Origin of the sequence: Erythrobacter sp. Alg231-14 (assembly GCF_900149685.1) — a bacterium.
In the GTDB taxonomy this organism is placed as follows: Bacteria; Pseudomonadota; Alphaproteobacteria; order Sphingomonadales; family Sphingomonadaceae; genus Erythrobacter.
Genome location: NZ_LT702999.1, coordinates 2,954,098 through 2,976,764, shown reverse-complemented (window position 1 = coordinate 2,976,764; position 22,667 = coordinate 2,954,098). Strand labels below are relative to the sequence as shown.

The following is a 22,667-nucleotide window of genomic DNA, read 5'->3' as shown; positions in this document are numbered from 1 at the left end:
TTAAACCTCATTGCCCAATGCGACCTTTAAGTCGTCCAACCAAGGTTCAAACGGCTTCCAAGCATCTTGCCCCTTGCGATTGATCGGTTCGCGCACTTGTTCGCTGGACGCGGTCCGCACAGCTCGATCTGTTTTGTGGAATGCGAGGCATTGTTCTTCGAATGGGACCTCCAAGAAATCCAACATTCGCCGCGTTTCCCCTTCCAAGTCGTCGAGCACATCCTCGTGTTGAACGCGAAGCACTTTGCCGGGCAAAACAGCGTCCCAATGCGTCATCAGTTCGACGTAGTCGGAATAATATCGCCCAATTTCGGTTAATCCATAGGTGAACTCCTGCCCTTCGGCGAAGAGTTGTTTGAAGCCGGAAAAGCAGCAATCCATCGGTGCTCTGCGGGCGTCGATGATCTTTGCATTGGGCAATATCAAATGGATCAGGGCGATATGCCGGAAATTGTTCGGCATTTTATCGATAAAGAAGGGTGCGTCGGCGCGATGGATGCGGGTGTTTTCAATAAAGTCTTGACCGAATTTGGACAATTGATCTGCATCCAAGTCATGCAGGATTTCTGGGTAGCGTGAATGGCCCGCTTTGCGTCCGCGCAGTCGATGCGCCAGCGCAAGAATATTGGGCAATTCCAAGGTTCCATCGATTTGTGAATGGCTTGCCAAAATCTGTTCAAGCAATGTCGAACCCGCGCGTGGCAGGCCCAAGATGAAAATCGGATCAGGTGCGTCAAAGCCGGCATCTTTGTGCTTTGCAAACAATTCGGCGTCGCACACGTCGCGTTGCTTTTGCAGTTCATTCGTCATTGCATCGGCGCTGTAGCGGGTTTGCGCCCGCTTCAATGCGTTGCCTTCGTTGTAGCATGCAAAACTTGCTTCGAAATCGCCGGCGTCCTCATACGCTTTAGCCAGCGCAAAGTTGAGATGCACTCGATCCATAAACGCCAGGTCACCGCGAGTGATCTGTTCGCGCATGGCATCCAATTCTGATGCATCAAAGCGGTAGGTTTTTAGATTAGCGAGGGCGTAATATGCATCTCCATGGCCGGGCTTTGATGCGATGGCCGCGCGATAGCTTGCTTCGGCCTCGGCTCTGTCGCCCTTGGTTTTCAAGGCGTGACCGCGGCTGGTTAGACTTGCGGGATCACCCGGAATTTTGTCCAGCACACTGTCGAACAATTCTAGGCCGCGATCATAGTCACCCGTTTGAATGCACTCGATCGCCAATCGAGATTGAAATAGGGCATTGTTGGGGTCGCGGACGTACAGTTTCTCGGCTTGTTCGCGGGCCTCGGCGGATTTTTGACGGCGGCGCAGCGCGTCGATGTAGTCAAATCGCAATTGAATGTCATCGGGCGCAAACGTCACGGCGCTTTCAAGCAGAAATTCCGCATCATCGAGGATCCCAAGTTCGATCCCGATTTTTGCAAGCAGTCGCATCCCTTCGATGTTTTTCGGGTTCTGACGCAGGAAATGTCGACAAATCTCTTCGGCGCGGATCAAACGCCCTTCGGCCAAGTGGTTGGTGACCGCGATTAATTCTCTAGGGAGACTGGAAAGCCGTTGGAGTTGGGCGTTGGCGGTGGCGGCTTCTGATGTCAGACCGGCAGCTTGGTGCAATCGGGCTTGTTCGCGCCAACTGGCCTCCAATCCGGGATTGAAGCGCGTTGCGCGGATGAAAGCATGAAGCGCGCCGGCGGTGTCACCCTGCGCCAGCGACAGGTGCCCTTGTTCCTGCCATGCCCGACCATATTCGGGCATCGCGTTGTGGAGCGATTTTAGATAATCGGCCGCGTCGCCCATTCGTTTGAGATACCGCGCCGCAACGGCCGCCATATACAACGCTTCGCCATCGGATGGATTTTCCACCAACAATGCGCGTGCATGGGTAAGGCCGGCTTCGAATTGCCCGGATTGCAGCGCGGATTGCGCTTGTTTTAATTGTTCTTCGCGGCTTGCCATTGATCTGCCTTAGACAGCAAAACGGCGGGAGTGAACACACGCCACTCCCGCCGCTTTGAATGTTTGCGTTCGGCTTAGTAGCTGAACGAGACCCGTGCGCCGATTGTGCGCGGACGGTTGGTGATGATGCGTTCGCGGTCATTACCAAAGATGCCGGAGACTTCTGCGCGTTCGTCGGAGAGGTTCTCACCGAAGATTTCAAAGCGCCATTGCTCCGCAACCACGCCCACCGACAGATCGAACAAGGTGTAGCTGTCGAGCTTGATCTTGTTGATTTCAATGATGTCGGTGAATTTCGAACCCGAATAGGTCATTTGTGGTTGGATATACGCCTCAAGACTGTCCGACAGATCCCATTCGTAACGTGCACGAATGTTACCTTGGAAGCCCGGAGCATAGGCAAGTTCTTCGCCTTCGATCACGTCAGTCGTTGGAATCAAGACTTCGGTGATCTCAGTGTCGAGGATTGAGAACGCACCCGAAATCGAAAGACCCGGGGTGGAATACGGGGCAATCGTGAAGTCGGCTTCAATACCATAAATCTCTGCATCCGCCGCGTTGGAAGAGAAGAAAAGGTTGGTGATCGATGGGTCAAAGATCTGCGTTTGCAGGTTTGAAATGTCCACGAAGAAGGCCGATCCGTTGAAACGGAATTGACCATCAATCAGGTCCATTTTCCAACCCAATTCGTAGTTCTTCACTTCATCGGTTTCGACTTCGAATGGTACAACAAAGCCGGTGCCTGGTGCCACGGCGCCGCCAGGACGGTTGAGAAGACCCGGACGGAAACCTTCCGAATAGGTTGCGTAGAACAACAGATCCGGGGTTGGCGTCAAAGTGACGGTGCCTTTGTAGATCAGACCATCGGTTGATGCGGTGTCTGGCGCTCGCACAGCGTTGAACACTTGTTGTGCTTGCGTTGCAGAAAGACCTGCAGCCTGGATGTCAGCGAGGCTGTCATCGAGGTCAAAGGTTTGACGCAAAGCCGGGTTGCACGAGCCGATAAAGGTGAATTGACCATCGCCGTTGTAAAGGTCGCTGATGTCGGTTCCGAATGCGTTTTGATCGGTTCCGCCAGAGTTACAGAACGAACCGTTGGCACTGCCTTCGAAATCGACTTCGACGTCGTAATAACGCGCGCCGAGTGTGACGGTGAGCAAGTCTGGCACAAGGTCGAAGGTTGCTTCGCCAAAGATACCGTATTGTTCATCCGTCCGGCGAATATCGTTGCGGAAGATCGTCGATGCAGGGAATGGTCCCGGATCGGAAACAAAGCCCGTTGTTTGCGGGAAGTTTGCCGGGAACGGACCGAATGGTTGTGCGATTGTGTTGCCAGGATAGGCGAAATCGACGCGCTCTTCGAGGCTTAGGTCGGAATAGAAACCGCCGCCTTGGAACCGGATGCGCCAGTCATCAGGAGTGCTGAAGCGTAGTTCCTGTGTGAACACTTCGGTTTTCGAGAAAGAGTTCACGAACAGGTTTGGTGCCTGACATGTACCGGTTGGGTTGTTGCCCGCACCGGGATAGCTGACCGATCCATCACAGATATAATACGGCAGATATTGGCCGGCAAACAGATAGTCGGTGTAGTCGGCGCGCTGATCGCTTTCGCGATTGGTGTATGCACCGGTGTAGACGACATCAAGCATCGCGATCCGTCCTTCGACGGTCCAGCTTGTGTTGGAGAAATCGTCTTCAAGGCTGTCTGTTTCGAAACGTTCGATCTCAAGATCATCAAGCCCACCCAGTTCAGGATCGGCAAAAAAGACGCCGTCCGATTCAAGGCTCTGGCGTTGATGCGATACGTTGACGGTCCAATCGGGTGTGATTTCCCAAAGGGCACTGACCCGGAAACCGGCATATTGCGTGTCATTGAAATCGTCTTCAGCGATCCCGGAATTGTCGGCATCAAGGAAGGTAACGCCGGAAAGGTCGGCCGTGGATTGGAAGCCGGCACGGTTCGCGTTGACCGGAACACCGTTTTCACGAACAAATCCTTCAGGACGGAACCGCGCGCTCTCTGTAAGATTGCGAGTGCCCTGAACGTTGTCGATGTAGCCGCCTTGATCGTCGAGATAGGCAACCGCGCGCAATGCGAACGTTTCCGTGACGGGGACGTTGATCATCACTTCGCCTTGATAACTCGCTTCGCCACCGCGGGTGAACGACACGCCAGCCGATGCCGCAGCATCATAACCGGAAAGATCAGGTTTGTTGGTGATCAAGCGTACAACGCCCGCTTGCGAGCTGGCGCCGAACAATGTGCCTTGCGGTCCCGACAACACTTCGATCCGCTCAAGGTCAGCGGCGTAAACGTCGAGGTTACGGCCTGGCTGCGAAAGCGGTTGGTCGTTGAGGTAAAGTGCAACGTTTGGCGCAAGACCCGCAACACCAGCGACGGTGATGTTTGGTGTGGTTGAGGCAAGACCGCGAATATAGATCGTGCTTTGACCCGGACCGTTGCCGCCAGCGGTAACGGTTGGGATTTGGTCGAGGTAGTCCTCAAATGTATCGATGTTCAATTCGTCGAGTTGTTCTGCGCCGATGGCAGAAACAGAGACAGGAACGTCTTGAAGGTCTTCGCTGCGACGTTGCGCGGTGACGACGATTGTACCGACGCCACCCTCGCGGACTTCGGGGGCCGCTTCAGATTGAACGGAGGTGTCTGCTGTTTGAGCCATAGCAGGTGATGCAATTGCGACCGCGAGTGCGCCAATCGACGCCCCGCTTATGTACTTTGACATTTAATGCCCCTTTGAGCTTTCTTCAGGGTCGCGATGCGGAACTGCATCAGCGTTTACCCAAGAAATGCGCGCGCGAAGATAAAACCTTGCGGTGCACGGGCGGGCATTACCAAGCGGTCAGCTTGGTGGCCACAGTCAAACTGTTAGTTTTCAAGATGGTCTGTTGCCTTGTTGCAGAATAACAACACGGAAGTTTTTCTGAATTAAATCTGTAGTAATAGGAATTCTTACTTATTTAATCCTGAAATATACTTTTATTTATACTGCGAACCTGAAGGTTTTGTCCAATGATACTCAAATCTATATAAGTGCAACCTTCTTTGTACTTGTATAGGTCGGTGTTGCATAAAGTCATCAAGTCGTGGCTTGATCCTCTGCCCACTCCAAACACGCCTCTTCCGTTGTGGGAACGCCATGGCGTTTGCGGATCAGATCGAACACGACAGCCTTCAAGATGGATACGCACATCAACGTCACCACGACCGAGAATGGCAAAGCGCCGATAATCATGGTGATCCTGATCGCCTCGATACCGCCAAGGATAAGCATCGATCCCACCACAAATGAAAGCGCAACACCCCAAAACAAGATGTGATAGCGGCGGGCACCTTCGTCTTCGCCTGCGCCATTGATCGTGTTGACGATCAAAATCGCGCTGTCGACAGATGTAATGAGGTACGTCATCAAAAGGATGACGACGAGCACGGAGACGATGAATGCGGCCGTTGGGTTCAACAATACAGCAATGGTCGCATACAACTGATCAGAGATGCCTGTTTCAAGGATGCGCCCTTCGGCAACACCGCTCAATTCCAAATCGATGGCTGTTCCGCCGGCCAAACCCATCCATAAAAAGCACATAAGCGCCGGGACGAGCGCAACGCCAAAGACATATTCGCGGATCGTCCGTCCGCGCGAAATGCGCGCTATGAACATGCCAACAAACGGGGCAAATGCGATCCACCACGCCCAATAAAACACCGACCAATCTAGCTGCCATTGCACCAAAGCGTCTGCGCTCTCGCTTCCGTCGCTGGTGAACAATGTGAGTGAATTGACCGGCAGGGTGACGACGTAGTCCCAAATGCCAACGCCCAGCAATTTCAGGCCATACAGTCCCGATCCAGCCACTGCGAACAATGCAAGCAGGCCAAATGACAAACCCATATTGATGTTGGACAGCCATTTGATCCCGCGGCCGACCCCGGATAGCGCGCTAACGGTGGACGCTCCCACCAAAACGAGCAGTGCAACAACAATCGCTGTGGCGGATGCCGTCATGGTGCCATCGGAACCTTGAACCATCAACCAATCGCCGAAACCAATACGATGTAATCCGGCGACAAATTGTTGAACGCCAAGGCCCATCGTCACTGCGACGCCCAAAATTGTTGCTACTACAGCCACAATGTCGACAAGATGGCCCGACATTCCCGACATAGATTTGCCGAACAATGGGACAAGGCTGGATCGGATCGTCAAAGGCAATCCACGGCGATGCGCAACATAACCGATCGCCAATCCGACTAAGGAATAGGTGCACCATGCGCCAAAACCCCAATGCAGGAATGTCCACATATAGGCTGATCGAACGGCTTCGGGGGACGCGGATTCGATGGTGCCGCGAATGATGTCTGGATTGTTGGCAAAATGCGCCAGAGGTTCGCCAGTTGAATAAGTCAGCATCCCGATGCCAATTCCCGCGCCAAAAAGCATCGAGAACCAAGAAAAACGTGAAAATTCTGGCTTTTCGTCCGGGGCACCAATCCGCAACGAGCCCGCTTTGGGATACAGCGCAAGTGCACCGCACACCAGAATCAGCACCGCCACCAAATAGATGTACCATCCGCTGAACGATGAGATGATCGTGGAATTCGCGATTTTGAGCGTTTCCATCGCGCGTACAGGGAAGAATATCGCCCACATGATGATCAGCGAAACGATGATCTTGCCGGGAATTGTTACTTCGCGGCTGAACCCGTTGTAAAACCCGCGATCATGCGTGGGTATCGGCAAATCGACGACTGGCGGATCGATTGGCAGGTCGGCCTCATTGGGCATGGTAGAATGTGAGATTGGTTTTCCCGAAATTTTCTAGTTTTGGATGCGTGTCTTACCGAATGGTAGTGCGCTCAACCGCCACCATAGGGTGTTGCATCGAGGATGCAAATGCGGGCTATCCAGCCTTCAGCTCATCTGCAAGCAGACGGAAATCCGCTTCTCTTGGTGAATTTTTGCGCCACACCAAGACGATTTTGCGTTTTGCAGTCTCGCTTTGAACTGGGCGGGCGACGACTTTCGTGTTCGCCAAAATTCCCGCTTCAATCGCCATTTCGGGTAACATGGTCAGGCCCAAATCATTGTCCACCATCTGAACCAATGTGTGCAGACTCGTTCCGATCATGCTGGCGCTGGCACGCAATTCGCTGCGGTTGCAAGCGGCTAGAGCGTGATCGCGCAGGCAATGACCATCCTCCAACAACAACAACCGCCCTTGGTCGATCATTTCTGGCGGGATCTGTTCGGGCGGGTCGCGCGGATCATCCTTGGGAAAGGCCACGAACAGGGCATCATCGCTGATGTGTTCGTATTCAACATCCCCGGTGTCAAAGGGCAGGGCAAGCAGCACACAATCGACGCGCCCGTGTTGAAGCGATTCGATCGCATCCTGGCTGGTCTCTTCCCTCAACATCAGCTGCAAATCGGGCCGTTCTCTGCGCAGGCGCGGCAATATTCGCGGGAGCATGAAAGGCGCGATGGTCGGGATCACGCTCATACGCAATTGACCCGAAAGTGGTTTGCCAGCGGCTTGGACCAGATCGGACAATTCTTCGGCTTCGCGCAGCAAGCGATTGGCCTTTGCGACAACGGCGTCGCCCAAAGCGGTAAAGCGGACAACTCTGCGAGAGCGTTCGACCAACGTCACACCCAAAAGCGATTCAAGTTCGCGGATGCCCGCCGACAAAGTTGATTGCGACACAAAGCTTGCATCGGCGGCCCGCCCAAAATGACCCTGTTCGTGCAAAGCTACCAAGTATTGAAGCTGTTTGATGGTGGGCAGATAGGTGCTCATCGCATGAAGGGCCTATTCGGACGCCTCTTCTGAAACTTCCTCGGGAACATCCGCTGGCGTCTCTTCGGGAATCTGCGATTCCTGCATGCTGGCCTGCATATCATCGATATGGGTCATCGAAAGCTTACCGCCTTTGACTGCAAAGCCTGTGCGACCTTCGACCAATTCAAGCGCGTCTTTGCCGAAGACATCATAGCGCCAACCGTCCAAAACTTTTAGGTCGCGAACACCTGCGGCCAAAGCCTCCAGCTCATCCGCGCGGGTTAGCAATCGTGCCGCAACGTCAATTTCTCTGGCGCGAATTTTCAGCAACAATTTGAGAAGATCAGCGACCAATGCGCCCTCTTTGCCAAGCGGTGCGCCGCGCTTCATTTTTTCGGGCATTTCCGATTTGGGCAACGGCTCTGCATCCTCAATCACTTTGAGCAGGCGTTTGCCGATATCGTTGTCTTTCCAAGCATTTGAAAGGCCGCGCACTTTCGCCAGATCGCCTTGTTTCTTAGGCGGATGAGAGGCGATGTCGGCCAAAGTTTCATCGCGCATGATGCGACCGCGTGGGATATTTTTGTGCTGGGCTTCGCCTTCGCGCCATGCCGCAAGCGCTTTCAATCGGCCCAAAGCTTGTGGATTGCGGCCCGGCTGGCGGATGCGTTTCCATGAGGTTTCCGGATCGACTATGTAGTTGGATGCGTCGGCGAGCTTTTCCATTTCGGCATCAAGCCACGCGCCGCGTCCGGTTTTGATCAATTTCTTGAGCATTTTCGGGAATATCACCGAAAGATGCGTGACGTCGCCAATCGCATATTCGATCTGACGATCGGTGAGAGGGCGGCGGCTCCAATCGGTAAAGCGTGCCCCTTTGTCGACTTGGATGCCCAACCAGTGATCGACCAGATTCGCATAACCGATTTGCTCCGACTGGCTGATCGCCATCATTGCGATCTGTGTGTCGAAAATAGGGAAGGGGGTCTTGCCGGTCAGATTGACGATGATCTCGACATCTTGACCGCCGGCGTGGAAAACTTTGAGGACGTCATCATTCTCACACAACAGATCGAGCAGCGGCGTTAAGTCGATGCCGTCCGCCAAGGGATCGATCGCGGCGGCCTCTTCTGTGTTGGCGATTTGTACCAAGCACAATTCTGGCCAGTATGTGTTTTCACGCATGAATTCGGTGTCGACTGCCACGAATTCGGATTTTTCCAGACGCTCGCAAAGATCGGCAAGCGCGTCGCTGGTTGTAATCAGGTCATGTATTTTCATTTTTCTTCTTATCGTTGTTGAGCGGAGTGCCGCTCGCGGGGCGATTGTAAAATCTGCCCCAAGAATGGAGAGGTTAGCACGGCTGTATTACCGTGCTCAGGCCGCCTTTAGCGCGATCAATGCCGTTAAGGAAAGCCATTCGTTGCGTCGCCACGCTTGCCCAGCCTGCGCAAACCGCTATGAGCGCGCGCATGCATCAATATCGCTCTCATACATGCGCCGCTCTCAACGCTGAGAATGTCGGCGACTCCGTGCGCCTCTCAGGCTGGATCCACCGCAAGCGCGACCACGGCGGCGTGCTCTTTATCGACCTGCGTGACCATTATGGCATCACACAGGTTGTAGCCGATGAAGATTCGCTCGCTTTGCCGGTCTTGGAAAAATTGCGTTCCGAATCGGTCGTGACGATCGATGGTGAGGTTAAGTCGCGCACGCCAGAGACGGTGAATGGCGATTTGCCGACTGGCGCGATCGAAGTGTTCGCACGCTCCATCACTGTTCAAAGCGCGGCCGAAGAATTGCCGATGCCAGTCGCTGGTGAACAGGAATATCCTGAAGACATCCGATTGAAGTACCGCTTTCTCGATTTGCGGCGCGAAACGATGCATCGGAACATCGTGCTGCGGTCCAAGGTCATCACATCTTTGCGCCAGCGGATGGTCGATCAAGGTTTCACAGAATTCCAGACACCGATCCTTACGGCGTCTTCGCCAGAGGGCGCGCGCGATTTCCTCGTGCCCAGCCGGATGCACCCCAACAAATTCTACGCGCTTCCCCAAGCGCCGCAGATGTTCAAGCAAATGTTGATGGTCAGCGGTTTCGATCGTTATTTCCAAATCGCGCCATGTTTCCGCGACGAAGATCTGCGGGCCGATCGCAGTCTGGAATTTTACCAACTCGACCTCGAGATGAGCTTTGTGACGCAAGAAGACGTGTTCCAAGCTTTGGAGCCGGTTCTTGCCGGGACGTTTGAGGAATTTTCGGGCGGCTTTAGCGTTACGCCATCGGGCAGCTTCCCGCGCATCCCGTATGCCGAAGCGATGTTGAAATACGGCAGCGATAAACCGGATTTGCGCAATCCGTTGATTATCAGCGACGTAACCAGTCATTTCGAAAAATCGGGCTTTGGCCTGTTTGAAAAAATCGTTGGCGGTGGCGGCGTCGTTCGCGTTGTTCCTGCACCGAAGACCAATGAAAAGAGTCGCAAGTTTTTTGACGACATGAACAACTGGGCGCGCGGCGAAGGGTTCGCCGGGCTTGGCTATGTCACTCGCAAGGGCGGTGAATTTGGCGGTCCGATTGCTAAGAACCACGGCCCAGACCTCATGGCTGAGCTGTATGACGAATTGGGCCTTGGCCCTGATGACGGTCTGTTTTTCGCGGCTGGTAAAGAAAAAGATGCAGCAAAACTCGCGGGGGCCGCACGCACGCAAGTGGGCGAACAGCTTGGACTGATCGAACAAGGTTGCTTCAAATTTTGCTGGATCGTCGATTTCCCAATGTATGAATGGGACGAAGACGCGAAGAAGGTCGATTTCTCGCACAACCCATTCTCCATGCCACAAGGCGAGATGGAGGCGTTGGAAACGATGGATCCTCTCACCATCAAAGCGTGGCAATATGACATCGTCTGCAACGGTTACGAATTGTCTTCGGGCGCCATTCGGAACCACCGTCCCGACATCATGTACAAAGCATTTGAACTTGCCGGATACACGAACGACGATGTTGACCGCGAATTTGGCGGCATGATCGAAGCGTTCAAGTTGGGCGCGCCGCCGCATGGCGGATCGGCACCGGGCATTGATCGGATCGTCATGCTCCTCGCGGGCGAAGAAGCCATTCGCGAAGTGATCGCTTTCCCAATGAACCAAAAGGGCGAAGACTTGATGATGAGCGCGCCTTCGAAAGCGGAGCCTGCTCAATTGCGAGAATTGCATTTGCGTTTGGTTGAGCCTCCTAAGAAAGAGGGCCAGCCGGGCGGCTGATCCTTGGTTTTCTTGCCAGACCCTTGGCAAGACATTCACAGGCGATACATTGCCGCCCAAGCATTCTTGTGTTCAACAGACACAGAAGTTCGGGGGCGGTAATGAGTTCTTTGAAGAGGAGCGCGGCGCGCGCCTGCCTTGGCGGTACGGCGTTGTTTGCGACATTGCCGATGGCGGTGGGCGTCAATGCGGAAACGATCCAAACGCGCGGCGTTTACGCTGCCGATGCATCTATTCCAGCGGACGTCCAATTGATCCTAGTTGATCGTTTTCGCGGCGACTTGGGTCAGGATGTCGAACTTGCTCTAACCAACCTTTTGGATGGTGTGGTCATTCGGGGTGAACATTACTTCGACCTCATCACACCTGGTGCTTTGCGCACGGCGCAGGTTGAAGTCGAAGGGCAGGACGGAACATTCACGACGCGCCCATTGGTTGCGGATGCCGAATTGCGGGGCGCCGTGCGCAGCGAAGAGTTCGACCGCCGCATAGAACCCAGAATTAGGCGGGAATGCGTCGCCCGAGATGACGATGGCGATTGCACCGAACGCCGCGAAGTGCGCATTCCATGCCGTGAGCTGACCGTTAGGGTCGATCCCAGAATCGTATTGACCGGAATGGATGGGCGACAATTCTATTCGTATTCATCGGCGCAATCTCAATCGGAACGCTACTGCGCGGAAGACGGATCTCTCCCTTCCAGTTTGGAAATGGCGAACGGTATGGTTGATCGGATCGTCGACGAAATTCGGCGGGATTTGGCGCCAGTCGAAAGCGTTCGAGATATTCGAGTTATGGAAAGCCGGCGAGATTTACGTAGAGAAGACCGAGGCGCCTTCCGCGATGCAGTGCGCGCCACGGAAAGCGACGTAAAAGCGGCTTGCACCGGGTTCTTGGCGTTGGAGGAGACGAATCCAGACAATGTCTCTGTTCTGTTCAACATTGGGCTGTGTTTTGAACGTAATGCGGAATTGAACGACGCGGCAGACTATTACAGCAGAGCTCTCAGCATTGATCCTGGACGCGATTACCCCACACGAGGAATGAATCGTGTGAACAGCAGAAGCCGGGCTGAGGCGGATTTGGCGCTGCGCGAAAATCTTTGATGGTGGGCGATGAAACCCCTTTGTGGTTTTGAACGAACACTCCTTCGTGGCTCACAATATCATCTTCTCAAGGCGGTCTTTCTTGGTTGCGTCACTTGTTACAGGCGGGACGAGTGTGCCCTTGATCGGATGCGATGCAGCGGAAACGTCGAAGACGAACCTTACCCAAGTGTATGTTTTGGGCACAATCCATTCGAATCATGTGGATAGCGAGACCTATTCGTTGAACGTTCTGGAATCGGCCATTCGTGCAGCGTCGCCCGATATTGTGCTGACCGAAATCCCGCCAGATCGCATAAATCAGGCGATTACTTCGTTTCGCGAGACCGGCGTTGTGGATGAACCACGGACGCAGGTTTTCCCCGAATACACCGATGTGATGTTTCCACTGAGCTGTGAAATGGGTTTTCGGATGGTTGGAACGGCGGGGTGGACGCGCAAAATTGCGGATGATCGAAGGGTGGCATTGGAGCGTATCCGAACCGATCCATCGCGTTCGAGAGAGTGGGCGGACTATCGCAATTCGCAACGCGAATTCATAACAAAGCTTGCCGGGCGAGGTGATGATCCGCGCTTCATTCACACGCAAGAATTCGATGATCTTATTGAAAATTCGCGATATTATTATCAGGAATACTTCGACGATGATTTGGGTGCGGGCGGCTGGACGCAAATTAATCGCGCGCACACCGAATTGATCAATGCAGCGCTCGATTCGATCAAGGGTCAGGGCCTAACGGCGCTCATCACATTTGGAACCGCGCACAAATATTTGATCCATCGGGCCCTTGCCAACAGGGCGGATGTCGAGGTGAAAGACGCCGCTGCGCTCTTCAACTGAATTCGATAGTGCATCTTGACTTGCGCTCTTTCGAACCGACCTTTAGGGCCTCAATGGTATTTTTAACCCCAATGTAAGAGGGACAAACATGAGCGATACTGCCGACCGCGTGCAGAAAATTGTCGTCGAGCATCTCGGCGTCGAAGGTGACAAGGTCACCCAAGAAGCAAGCTTTATTGATGATCTGGGCGCTGACAGCCTCGACATCGTCGAACTGGTTATGGCTTTCGAAGAAGAATTCGGCGTGGAAATTCCCGACGATGCTGCTGAGAAAATCACAACCGTTGGCGATGCGACCAAGTTCATCGAAGAGAACAAAGGTTAAATTGAAGGGCCTTTTTCGGCCCACAGCCGCCTCTTGCGCTGTTGCGCTTGACGGCTAACCCACAGGCCCGAGCCCTGCTTTTTAGCAGGGTGCGGGCCTGTAGCGTTTGTGGACCTCGTTTTCTGACGTTCAATCCCATTGGCTTTGGCTGATGAAACGGTCCATCCTGCGCACACAATTCGAAAGGGATATTTGAATGCGCCGCGTAGTTGTCACCGGACTTGGTCTTGTCACTCCACTTGGGGGCGACGTTGAGACCTCTTGGAAAAACCTGATTGCGGGCGAAAACGGAGCTGGGCAAATCACCAGCTTCGATCCTGAGGGGCAGAAATGCACCATCGCATGCGAGGTTAAAGACAAGGATCACCCATGGGGTTTTGACGCCGACAAGCGCGTCGATCACAAGGTTCAACGCCAAGTCGATCCCTTTATCGTTTTCGGCATTGATGCCGCTGGTCAGGCTCTCGAAGATGCCGGCCTAACCGATATGACGGACGCCGAAAAAGAGCGGACCGGTTGCTCAATTGGCGCGGGCATCGGCGGATTGCCCGGAATTGAACGCGAAAGCATCGTTTTGAAAGATCGCGGACCGGGCCGGGTGTCTCCGCACTTTGTTCATGGCCGCTTGATCAATTTGGTCACCGGACAGGTTCAGATCAAATATGGATTTATGGGCCCTAATCATGCGGTCGTTACCGCATGTTCAACCGGCGCGCATTCCATTGGTGATGCCGCGCGCATGATCATGATGGACGATGCCGACGTGATGTTGGCGGGCGGCGCGGAAAGCACCGTCAATCCGTTGGGTATCGCTGGCTTCGCTCAAGCGAGGGCGCTCAACACAAGTTTCAACGACCGACCAACAGAGGCCAGCCGCCCCTATGACAAGGACCGCGAAGGTTTCGTGATGGGCGAAGGTGCGGGCGTTGTCGTTCTAGAGGAATATGAGCGCGCCAAGGCTCGTGGTGCGAAAATCTATGCCGAAGTAACCGGTTACGGCCTTTCGGGCGATGCGTACCACGTCACAGCGCCGCATCCCGAAGGGAAGGGCGCAGAGCTCGCCATGCGTATGGCATTGAAGAAATCCGGTTTAGGACCGGGTGATATTGACTACGTCAACGCCCATGGGACCAGCACGATGGCCGACACAATCGAATTGGCAGCAGTGAAACGCGTTTTGGGCGATGATCTAAGCGGTGCTTCGATGAGCTCAACCAAGAGCGCGATTGGGCACCTTTTGGGAGGAGCAGGGGCGGTTGAAGCTGTCTTTTGTATCCTTGCTATGCGCGACGGGGTGGTTCCACCCACGCTCAATTTGCACAATCCTGATGATGGCACCGAAGGCATTGACCTCGTGCCCTTGACCGCCAAAAAACGCGAAGTGCACGCGGTATTGAACAACAGCTTCGGGTTTGGCGGAACCAACGCCTCGATTGTCATGCAAAAGGTCGATTGATCACATGAGAAGGCCCTTGCGGCTGTTTGGCTGTCTTGCCGGATTTGTACTGGCGCTTGTTGCGGCGGCGGCTTTGCTGCTGGGTGGGGGAGTGTTGGGTGAAGCAACGATTAAGCAAGAGACCCCATTCCTGATTCCAGCTGGGTCAACGCTCACATCGGTTGCGGGAAATTTGGAAACCGCCGGTCATATTTCGTCGGCAGACGGGTTTTTGTTGCGCGCGCGTTTGTTTGGATCCTCCGATCCCATTCAGGCGGGCGAATTTTCGCTATCACCCGACATGTCGCAAGGGGATATCCTAGCCGCTTTCCAATCCGGTGATGTGATCCGCCGCTTTGTAACCATCCCCGAAGGCATGCCGTCGGTGTTGGTTTGGGAACGGTTGATGGCGGAGGAATTGCTGACCGGCGAAATTCCAGTTCCGCCGGAGGGGTCGATACTGCCGGATACTTACGCGTTTGAAAGAGGGCAAGATCGCGCCGAATTGGTCGAACAGATGCAGGGCACCATGGATCTCTATTTGGCCGAAGCATGGGCAGAACGATCCGACTCAATCGCGGTGGACACGATCCGCGAAGCACTAATTCTGGCGGCCATTGTCGAGAAAGAGACTGGGACACCCGAAGAACGCAGAACGGTGGCTGGATTGTATTCGAACAGACTGCGCACAGGCATGATGCTTCAGGCCGACCCCACGATCATCTACCCCATCACGCAAGGCAAGCCGTTGGGCCGCCGCATTCGCCAATCAGAGATTGCAGCGGTGAATGGGTACAACACTTACACCATGTTGGGCCTTCCAAGCGGCCCTATCACCAATCCGGGGCGGGAAAGCATCGCCGCCGTTCTTAATCCAGAGCCACACGATTATGTGTTCATGGTTGCGGATGGCACAGGCGGTCATGAATTCAACGCGACATTAGAAGGGCATAACGAAGCCGTGGGTCGTTGGTTCGAATTGCGTCGGCAGCGCGGCGAGATGGAATAGGGCCACATTGCGTGCCGACCCCATTTATCCTCACGGCATCACTGCCACCGAAAATTCAAAATTGGGCGGAGCACCTTCGTCAGGAACACTATCCGGCCCACCGCAACCACCTGCATGCACATGTGACGCTGTTCCATTCATTTGCCCCGTCATTGGTGGATGAATTGGTTGATTGGCTGCCGTTGATTGCGCGCGAATTTGTTGCCCCCCAGGGCGCTGTTTCGGGTCTGTTAGATCTGGGAACGGGTACGGCGATCGCGCTGCGCAGCGAACAACTGCTCACGCTGAGGGAAATGATCGCCGAACATTTCCATGGCAGTTTGACGGCTCAAGATCTGTATGAGCCGCGACCACATATTACCATTCAAAATAAAGTGACAAAACGCGAAGCACACGCGCTTCAAGCCGATCTGCGATCAACAATCGAAGAAAAGATAGCATGGGGAAGCTTTGTCTTTCCGCGACTTGAGTTGCACTTATACAAGGGCGGACCTTGGGAGTTGGTCAAACACATTCCTTTCAGGGGCAAGGAGCGCTTGTAGACTGCGCCTATTTGCGTAGATAGGGCAGCATTGATCGACCGAATTGGGGTAGGGGACATTCGGCATGAGCGTATGGATTGCGATTTTCGGACTTTTGTCCGGCTTGGTGTTGATGGCGTCGATGATACCCCATCAAGTTCGCCATATCCGTTTGTTGAGCCTCGTGGCTGGCGTGCTTGGCATTGTCTATTTTGCTTTGTCTGAAGGATTGGGCGCTGGGCTCGCTTTCACCACCGCCTATGTCCTTGTGAATATCGGCAGGCTGTTTGAACTGCGTCGCCGGGCACGTGATGGGATGATGACGCGCGAAGAACGCGAATTGTTCGATCATGTGATGCAAATCGAAGAGCCTGCGCAGCAAAGTCGGCTTCGAGATTTGATGATCTGGCAAGATGTGGGCGTCGGTTCGCAATTGATCACACAGGGAGAGGCGGATCCGCCCCTAATTTATATTGCGAGCGGGCGTGCAGAGATTGAGCGTGATCTTGCCATCGTAAGCGAGTGTGGCGCAGGCGAATTTTTGGGTGAGATGAGCCACGTTTCGGGTGACCGGGCTAGCGCCACGGTAACCGTAACGCAGGACATGCGTATGGCGCGTCTGGATCGCGACGCTTTGGGGCAATTGGCGCGCGGATTGCCAGAGGTTGGCAAAGCTTTGGACCGCGCGTTCAATCGCAGCCTTGCGGTTAAGGTTCTTCGGATGAACGAAAGCTCACGATAGGTTCTGACGACTTGCCCAAAAACTTGGCTTGACCCAAGCTAAGCAGGGTCCTAAACGCGCCGCTCATCACAGCCCATTTGGCCGTTGATGATTGCGTCACATCGACCGGACAACACCCGTCGATTGCCTTTCGGGGCGGAGTAGCTCAGCTGGTTAGAGCAGCGGAATCATAATCCGCGTGTCGGGGGTTCAAGTCCCTCCTCCGCTACCAAATTTCGATTGTGTTACCTGAAAACGGACCGCTGGCTTTCGGCCCAGTTGCGGATGTTAGATTTTAGCCTGCAAATAACCGTTCAATCCGGCCAAACAAACACCGTTCGCAGATCGCAATTCGAAAGTTCCTCGCCTTCTTGGAAAAGGCGCACTCGCTCAATTGCTGCGCGTTGCTCAATCGTGAAGCTATGGGGGGATTCAAAATATGCGGCTCCTTGCCGCCCGTTCCATATCTCTATGGTATACTTCCCGTCTCGCTTTTGTTCAGCAAAACGACCGGGACTCCCGTCAGATGCCTCGACGACAAGTCGACCTCTCGGACGACTAGCCCAACCAATCCCAGGGACAACCAGGGAACCGGAAGCGCCATCCCATCGGAAACTACCGCCATGTATGCCACCCGTCAGCGTCGTAATTGTCTCGTCTGGCTGCAAATCAATGATGGGGGAAAAGCCGCAAAATCTGGCCGGTCCTTCAAGCTCTGACGCTGCGGCTGGTCCAGCCACCATGCAGAACAGAAGTAACGTGAATGGGACAGCCTTTTGCATGGCATTGAGACTACCCGTTACGATGTCCACTTCCCACCCCAATTGCGGATATTCGCAGATGCATTCCTGCGACCAAGGTTGATCGCGCTGCGTAAAGTTGAGCGATTGCCCTAACTAGCGCCAATTGCCCATGATAACGAACGGAGCCCAGAAATAGGGCTCTGCGTAATCTTGCGAGGTAATCATCTGCATCTGGGCTTCTCTGATGGCGCCAGCTTTCGACAGGTCGTCGCGCAACAATCCTTGGTAGAAATTGCGCATCATATCGGGCGTCGCATCGTCTGAAACCTGCCACAAAGTCGCAATGACGCTGCTCGCACCCTTGTTTTGAGCAAGTGCGCCAAACCCTTCGAGTTCCATTCCGGTTCCACCCGCGCCCAGCGCCGTTTCACACGCTGAGAGGGTCAGCAATTCTACCCCGTTAAAGTCGTATCGGAAGGAACGATTTATCGCTGCGATTGAGATGCGGTTGCCATCCCCAAGGACAAGATATGATGACGCCTCGTCACCGGGCATCAGTTTGAAATGCGTTGCGATGTGAAGCACCGATGGAGGGGAGAGCATCACATCTTCAAAACTGGCTCTGGAGAACCCGTCATCAAGGAAATACTGCCCAGGCAAAATGCCGGGCTCATTCTCGGAGCCGATTACATACTCAAGCTCCTTGGGAACGCTGGGCAAGGGGCTGAACCCCTCGATCGCGAGGCTTAACCCGAACCCTTGCGCATTCGATATCGGGCCGGGCTCATCATAGCGGGTGTTGGCCGCAGGGGTGTAGAGCGCAAGTTCATAGCGCTCAGTGAGATAGGTTTGGCCATCCCACAATGCGGCAAAAGGCAGATACCGGATCTGACCCTGAAGGTTAAGCATGAGCGTTTTCGTATTGGCCGCGCGAAGCTCATCCTCGATCGGCGCGACAAGCCAATCGTGGAGCTGCCCCAGCGGCTCACGCAGTTCCTGATTGCGCTCTTCGACATCTAGGAATTCGTATATCCGCGCCTGATCGATGACCTCTCTTGCATCAAAGATGGTGTTGAACAGATCCCTGCGCGAAACGGGGACTTCCTGATGTACGAAAGTCTCTCCCGTTATGAGAAAAAGGTGCAGGCTTTCCTCGAAAGCTACTGCCTGAAGGAGTGCGACATCTGGGCCGATATTTTGGAGTAGCCGGCTTGCCATGCGTGATTCTTCGAGCGCGAGCGCGCGCGTTTCGTTTGCCACCTCTTCGCTGTCAAAGGCTTGCACTTCCGCTGTCCAAGCAGCGATCAAACCAAAGAACGCCTCGTAAGCATCGCCATGTGCAGCGTTGAGATCGGCCAATTGCTGCTCTTCGAGGGCAGAAAGAGGGCCCTCACGGCGTTTTTCAACAAGGGTAGATCGTTCCATTGCAAGTCGGTTTGGCGTCTCCACCCATTCTGAAAGCTGTGCCTGCCACGCGCGTTCTTGTTCGCTCAGTGCCAGCTCTTCTCCGGGTTCGGCCGCGCCTGCCCCGCGAACGAAGGCGGTGTATTCGACATCCTTCAACAGCCGCCCGACCAGTTCCGCTTCTCCAAAGCGTCCCAGATCGACCAGAATTTCCTGCAAGGTGAGGTAACTCGCTTGATGTTTGTCGAGGAAGGAACGCTGCGTCTCGCGATCGAGATCGGACATGTTCTGACGCACGCCTTGAAGCGAGTTGACTGCTTTCTTGAAGAAAAATACCGCTTTGGACGGGAAGTTCTCTCGTTCCAAAATTGCATGCCCAATTGCACTGTAGCTGTCGGTAAGGGCGGGGTGGTGCTCGGTCAGGACCACCATGCGTGCGCTTAACACGCGCCAATGCAGAGCTTCCGCTTCGGATAGCCGGCCCTGAAGTTCGTAGAGCCTTGCAAGATCGTGTGTGATATTCAGAGTTTGTGGGTGCATCTTGCCGAACACCGCCTCGCTTGTGGCGACGCCTCTTGCAAATAGCGCCTCTGCCTCGACCAGCTTGCCCGACGCGCGCAGAACCTCGGCAAAGTCGGCAAGAGTTACGAGCGTGTTGGGATGATCTTTGCCGAACACGTTTTCCTGCAAGGAGAGCGTATCACTGTAAAGTGATGCAGCGTTTTCGAGCTGGTCCATCTCGCGATAGACCCCTGCAAGATTGGCCATCGCAATCAGCGTGGTTGGATGTTCATCACCTGATAAACGCCTCTGGCTGGCTAACATCCGGTCAAACAAAGCCTCACTTTCTTCAAAGCGGCCCTGTTCCTTGTAGAGGACGGCTAGGTTGTTAAGCACTTCGAGCGTTTGCGGGTGCTCGGCTCCCAAACTCTCCTCGCGGGCTGATAAAACGCGCAGATACAGCGGCTCTGCTTCGCCGAAGCGCGCTTGCCTGCGATACAGCAGCCCGAGGTCGTTGAGCACCATCAATGTTCGCCGATCGTCGCTGCCGACACTACGTTCATACCCGTCACGCGCACGCAGCAGGAACGGTTCGGCTTTGCGATATTGGCCTTGCAGCATGTAAAGCCGGCCAACAGCGTTCAGCGATGAAATCGTGTTGCGATGGTCAGGCCCGCGAAGACGTTCATCCGCTTCGAGCAGACCCAGGACCATCGGCTCTGCTTCGGAATACCTTCCCTGAAGTTGGTAAAGACCAGCAAGGTTGAAGCGGACCGCCAGTGTATGGCGATGATCGCTGCCAAGAAGCCGCTCTCTTGCTTCCAAAGCGCGCAGATAGAGCGTTTCGGCCTGTTCGTATCTGGCGTTATCCCGATAGAGGCCTGCCAGCCGATTGATCAGCGAAATTGTATCGAGATGCTCGGGGCTAAATTCGCGTTCACGGATGGCCAAGACTCTGAGGAAAAGGGTTTCTGCCGGGGCAAAGCGTTCAAGCGAACGATACAGTCGCGCAAGCTTTTCCATTGCCTCCAGCGTGTCGGGGTGCCCTTTGCCAAGAAGTCGTTCGCGCAGGCTTATCGCGGCATCCAAGCTGGAAATGGCGCCGTCGAATTCCCTTTGTTCGATAAGGGTTTGCGCGTTTTCAATCAGGCACGAAGCGACGCCTAGATCTTCATGCGATGAATCGACCTTGCAAGCAGATGCCGCGACCTCAGTATCGCTCGACATCGCGCTGGTTGAAATCAGAATAAGCGCAAGCGCGCCTGTGATCCCTGCTTTCATTACGCTCGCCCCCCCCAAGCAGTGCCAATGTCGGCAATCGAATGCCCAATTTTTAGCTCTCGTTGTGCGACTGCCGCTCTCGAATTTTGCAATCCAATCTCAAAAACCTTGCGAACGTACCTTACGCACACGCGAAGGCGCAGGCAAACCTCTTGAATTTGCTGGTCTCAAGCAATGTGCATTTTTTATTGGAAAAAAACTGTCCTCTTTCTGGACGGTGCGCCCGGTTACATATTTCGGTGCAGGCGGGTCTGGTAAGCGCGATCAATCACGCCTCAGTGTTTTTGACGCTGCGCCGGCATTCAAGGACCGATACTATGCTCAAGCTCTTACTCATTGCATCCTGTGGTGCCTTTGCGATAGCCGCGCCTGTGTCAGCGCAGTCAATCGACTATGATTTCAGCAAATTTCAATCTGTCGAGGGCGCGGATGAAAGCGGCGAGGCGCTTTTGCCGGATGAAGCGATCGCTGCTTCGATCCCGGCACTTGATGTGCTGGAAACACGGCCCCAAGCCAATTCACCGATAATCTCTAACAACGCCAAGGGCAGCGGATCAGAAATCCTAAATAACACCGATGGTGGCGGCGGTGACGGCGGCGACGGTGGTGATGGTAGCGGCGATGACGATGATGATGATGATATGCGAGAGCCGATCACAGTCGCGGACAACAGCGGTGCTTTGTTTGACTTCGGCCCCAACGGCGAAGGCGCAGTCCAGATCGAATTGAGCGGAGCAAACGGAGATGCTGCGATTGGCATCGGCCGGCTTAACAGTGCCACCGGTGATGCATCCTTGGCGATCGGTTTCCGCAACACAACACAAGATATCGGCAGCGTTGCAATGGGCGCGAGAAATACAGCGGCCGGTGATGGTGCTCTCGCCATCGGTGCAGACAATTCCGCCAACGGCGTCGGCAGCGTTTCGCTGGGCGCAGACAACATTGCCAACGGAGAGGGTGCCGTCGCCATTGCAAGCGGTGCCCAAGCAAATGGCGAAGGCGCGGTTGCGCTTGGCAATGACGCTGTTGCAAGCGCGGATGGCGCTGTCGCGATCGGTCCGGGCGCTATCGCCGATGAAACCAATCTTATTGCGCTTGGAAGCTCTATCGGGCGAGTGCGCGTTGCGAGCATTCCATCTGAACTGAGCCGCGCTGCCCAACAAGGCGCGCTTAGCCTTGTGACGACCGATGCGTTCGGCAACCTTGCTTCGCTGAGCATTGACCCGAATGGGCTTGTTGGCCTGCAGGACCGGTTGGGAGGTATTGAAGGTCGGTTGGATGGCGCCGAAGGCCGGTTGGACGGCTTGGACAGCCGCCTCGACGGCGTTGATGGACGATTGGGCGCACTTGAGCTTTCGAGCGCACGCAACCGTCGTTACGCAAGCGGCGGCATCGCGGCTGCAATCGCATTGTCGGGCACGACGATCATTCCGGACAAGGATGTGTCGATGTCGTTCAACCTTGCGAATTTTGACGGAGAGCAGGGCTTCTCGACCTCAATCGTGACCAGAATTACCGATGAGGTCTATATCTCTGGCGGTGTGACCGGCTCGACTGTCCGCGGGACCACGGCTGGCAGGGTCGGATTGTCCTTCGGTTTCTAGATCTGGCGGGGCAGGGGGCAGCGATCTGCCAAGCCGATGATATGCGCGCCATTCTTTGAGCTGTCGTAGAATATTGTTGCTGCATCTATGTAGGGACATCCACCAGCCATTCCCGCCTCAATCATAATCCGCGTGTCGGGGGT

General features: G+C 54.6%; 15 protein-coding genes and 1 tRNA gene. 10 read left to right on the top strand and 6 right to left on the bottom strand.

What is annotated here, in order from left to right; translation table 11 throughout:
• From BQ8290_RS14190 to rnd, 5 genes are all read right to left on the bottom strand, one after another.
• Window positions 1–1,965: a sulfotransferase gene (locus BQ8290_RS14190; RefSeq protein WP_108791372.1), complete on the bottom strand. Its 1,965-nt coding sequence runs from the start codon at window positions 1,963–1,965 to the stop codon at window positions 1–3.
• A gap of 74 nt (window positions 1,966–2,039) precedes the next feature.
• Window positions 2,040–4,709, bottom strand: coding sequence for a TonB-dependent receptor domain-containing protein (locus tag BQ8290_RS14185; RefSeq protein WP_108791370.1), 2,670 nt, complete (start codon window positions 4,707–4,709; stop codon window positions 2,040–2,042).
• A gap of 354 nt (window positions 4,710–5,063) precedes the next feature.
• Window positions 5,064–6,770, bottom strand: coding sequence for a BCCT family transporter (locus BQ8290_RS14175; RefSeq protein WP_337661441.1), 1,707 nt, complete (start codon window positions 6,768–6,770; stop codon window positions 5,064–5,066).
• 115 nt (window positions 6,771–6,885) lie between these two features.
• Entirely contained in the window at window positions 6,886–7,782 is an 897-nt protein-coding gene (locus BQ8290_RS14170; RefSeq protein ID WP_108791366.1) for a LysR substrate-binding domain-containing protein, read from the bottom strand.
• A 12-nt stretch (window positions 7,783–7,794) separates the two neighbouring features.
• Window positions 7,795–9,045, bottom strand: coding sequence for a ribonuclease D (gene rnd, locus BQ8290_RS14165; RefSeq protein WP_108791364.1), 1,251 nt, complete (start codon window positions 9,043–9,045; stop codon window positions 7,795–7,797).
• Window positions 9,046–9,236: 191 nt separating this feature from the next.
• Here rnd and aspS point away from each other — a divergent pair, with 191 nt between their 5' ends.
• From aspS to BQ8290_RS14120, 9 genes are all read left to right on the top strand, one after another.
• Window positions 9,237–11,033 (top strand): aspartate--tRNA ligase, encoded by a 1,797-nt coding sequence (gene aspS, locus BQ8290_RS14160; RefSeq protein ID WP_108792458.1) that lies wholly within the window; start codon window positions 9,237–9,239, stop codon window positions 11,031–11,033.
• 101 nt (window positions 11,034–11,134) lie between these two features.
• Window positions 11,135–12,139 carry a tetratricopeptide repeat protein gene (locus BQ8290_RS14155; RefSeq protein WP_108791362.1) on the top strand — a complete coding sequence of 335 codons (1,005 nt, stop codon included), beginning with the start codon at window positions 11,135–11,137 and terminating at the stop codon, window positions 12,137–12,139.
• 82 nt (window positions 12,140–12,221) lie between these two features.
• A complete protein-coding gene (locus BQ8290_RS14150; protein WP_337661440.1) occupies window positions 12,222–12,980 on the top strand; it encodes a hypothetical protein in 759 nt (252 codons plus the stop codon).
• An 88-nt stretch (window positions 12,981–13,068) separates the two neighbouring features.
• A complete protein-coding gene (locus BQ8290_RS14145; RefSeq protein ID WP_108791358.1) occupies window positions 13,069–13,305 on the top strand; it encodes an acyl carrier protein in 237 nt (78 codons plus the stop codon).
• Window positions 13,306–13,501: 196 nt separating this feature from the next.
• Window positions 13,502–14,761 carry a beta-ketoacyl-ACP synthase II gene (gene fabF, locus BQ8290_RS14140; RefSeq protein ID WP_108791356.1) on the top strand — a complete coding sequence of 420 codons (1,260 nt, stop codon included), beginning with the start codon at window positions 13,502–13,504 and terminating at the stop codon, window positions 14,759–14,761.
• A 4-nt stretch (window positions 14,762–14,765) separates the two neighbouring features.
• Complete coding sequence (gene mltG, locus BQ8290_RS14135; protein ID WP_108791354.1) at window positions 14,766–15,749, top strand: endolytic transglycosylase MltG; 984 nt, start codon at window positions 14,766–14,768, stop codon at window positions 15,747–15,749.
• 11 nt (window positions 15,750–15,760) lie between these two features.
• Window positions 15,761–16,291, top strand: coding sequence for a 2'-5' RNA ligase family protein (locus BQ8290_RS14130; protein WP_108791353.1), 531 nt, complete (start codon window positions 15,761–15,763; stop codon window positions 16,289–16,291).
• 64 nt (window positions 16,292–16,355) lie between these two features.
• Window positions 16,356–17,012, top strand: a complete 657-nt coding sequence (locus tag BQ8290_RS14125) for a cyclic nucleotide-binding domain-containing protein (protein WP_108791352.1) — start codon at window positions 16,356–16,358, stop codon at window positions 17,010–17,012.
• A 134-nt stretch (window positions 17,013–17,146) separates the two neighbouring features.
• A tRNA-Met gene (locus BQ8290_RS14120) sits at window positions 17,147–17,223 on the top strand.
• A 664-nt stretch (window positions 17,224–17,887) separates the two neighbouring features.
• Here the strand turns inward: BQ8290_RS14120 and BQ8290_RS14110 are convergent.
• Complete coding sequence (locus BQ8290_RS14110) at window positions 17,888–20,920, bottom strand: tetratricopeptide repeat protein (protein WP_108791351.1); 3,033 nt, start codon at window positions 20,918–20,920, stop codon at window positions 17,888–17,890.
• 317 nt (window positions 20,921–21,237) lie between these two features.
• Between BQ8290_RS14110 and BQ8290_RS14105 the strand changes: the two genes are divergently transcribed.
• Window positions 21,238–22,524 (top strand): YadA-like family protein, encoded by a 1,287-nt coding sequence (locus BQ8290_RS14105; protein WP_108791350.1) that lies wholly within the window; start codon window positions 21,238–21,240, stop codon window positions 22,522–22,524.
• Window positions 22,525–22,667: the final 143 nt, after the last annotated feature.

Excerpts from the sequence above, each read along its gene's own strand:
- BQ8290_RS14185 (WP_108791370.1), bottom strand. The coding sequence starts at position 4,709 with ATGTCAAAGTACATAAGCGGGGCGTCGATTGGCGCACTCGCGGTCGCA.
- BQ8290_RS14155 (WP_108791362.1), top strand. The coding sequence starts at position 11,135 with ATGAGTTCTTTGAAGAGGAGCGCGGCGCGCGCCTGCCTTGGCGGTACG.
- BQ8290_RS14110 (WP_108791351.1), bottom strand. The coding sequence starts at position 20,920 with ATGAAAGCAGGGATCACAGGCGCGCTTGCGCTTATTCTGATTTCAACC.
- BQ8290_RS14190 (WP_108791372.1), bottom strand. The coding sequence starts at position 1,965 with ATGGCAAGCCGCGAAGAACAATTAAAACAAGCGCAATCCGCGCTGCAA.
- BQ8290_RS14145 (WP_108791358.1), top strand. The coding sequence starts at position 13,069 with ATGAGCGATACTGCCGACCGCGTGCAGAAAATTGTCGTCGAGCATCTC.
- BQ8290_RS14175 (WP_337661441.1), bottom strand. The coding sequence starts at position 6,770 with ATGCCCAATGAGGCCGACCTGCCAATCGATCCGCCAGTCGTCGATTTG.
- rnd (WP_108791364.1), bottom strand. The coding sequence starts at position 9,045 with ATGAAAATACATGACCTGATTACAACCAGCGACGCGCTTGCCGATCTT.
- BQ8290_RS14105 (WP_108791350.1), top strand. The coding sequence starts at position 21,238 with ATGCTCAAGCTCTTACTCATTGCATCCTGTGGTGCCTTTGCGATAGCC.
- aspS (WP_108792458.1), top strand. The coding sequence starts at position 9,237 with ATGCATCAATATCGCTCTCATACATGCGCCGCTCTCAACGCTGAGAAT.
- BQ8290_RS14170 (WP_108791366.1), bottom strand. The coding sequence starts at position 7,782 with ATGAGCACCTATCTGCCCACCATCAAACAGCTTCAATACTTGGTAGCT.
- mltG (WP_108791354.1), top strand. The coding sequence starts at position 14,766 with ATGAGAAGGCCCTTGCGGCTGTTTGGCTGTCTTGCCGGATTTGTACTG.
- BQ8290_RS14125 (WP_108791352.1), top strand. The coding sequence starts at position 16,356 with ATGAGCGTATGGATTGCGATTTTCGGACTTTTGTCCGGCTTGGTGTTG.
- fabF (WP_108791356.1), top strand. The coding sequence starts at position 13,502 with ATGCGCCGCGTAGTTGTCACCGGACTTGGTCTTGTCACTCCACTTGGG.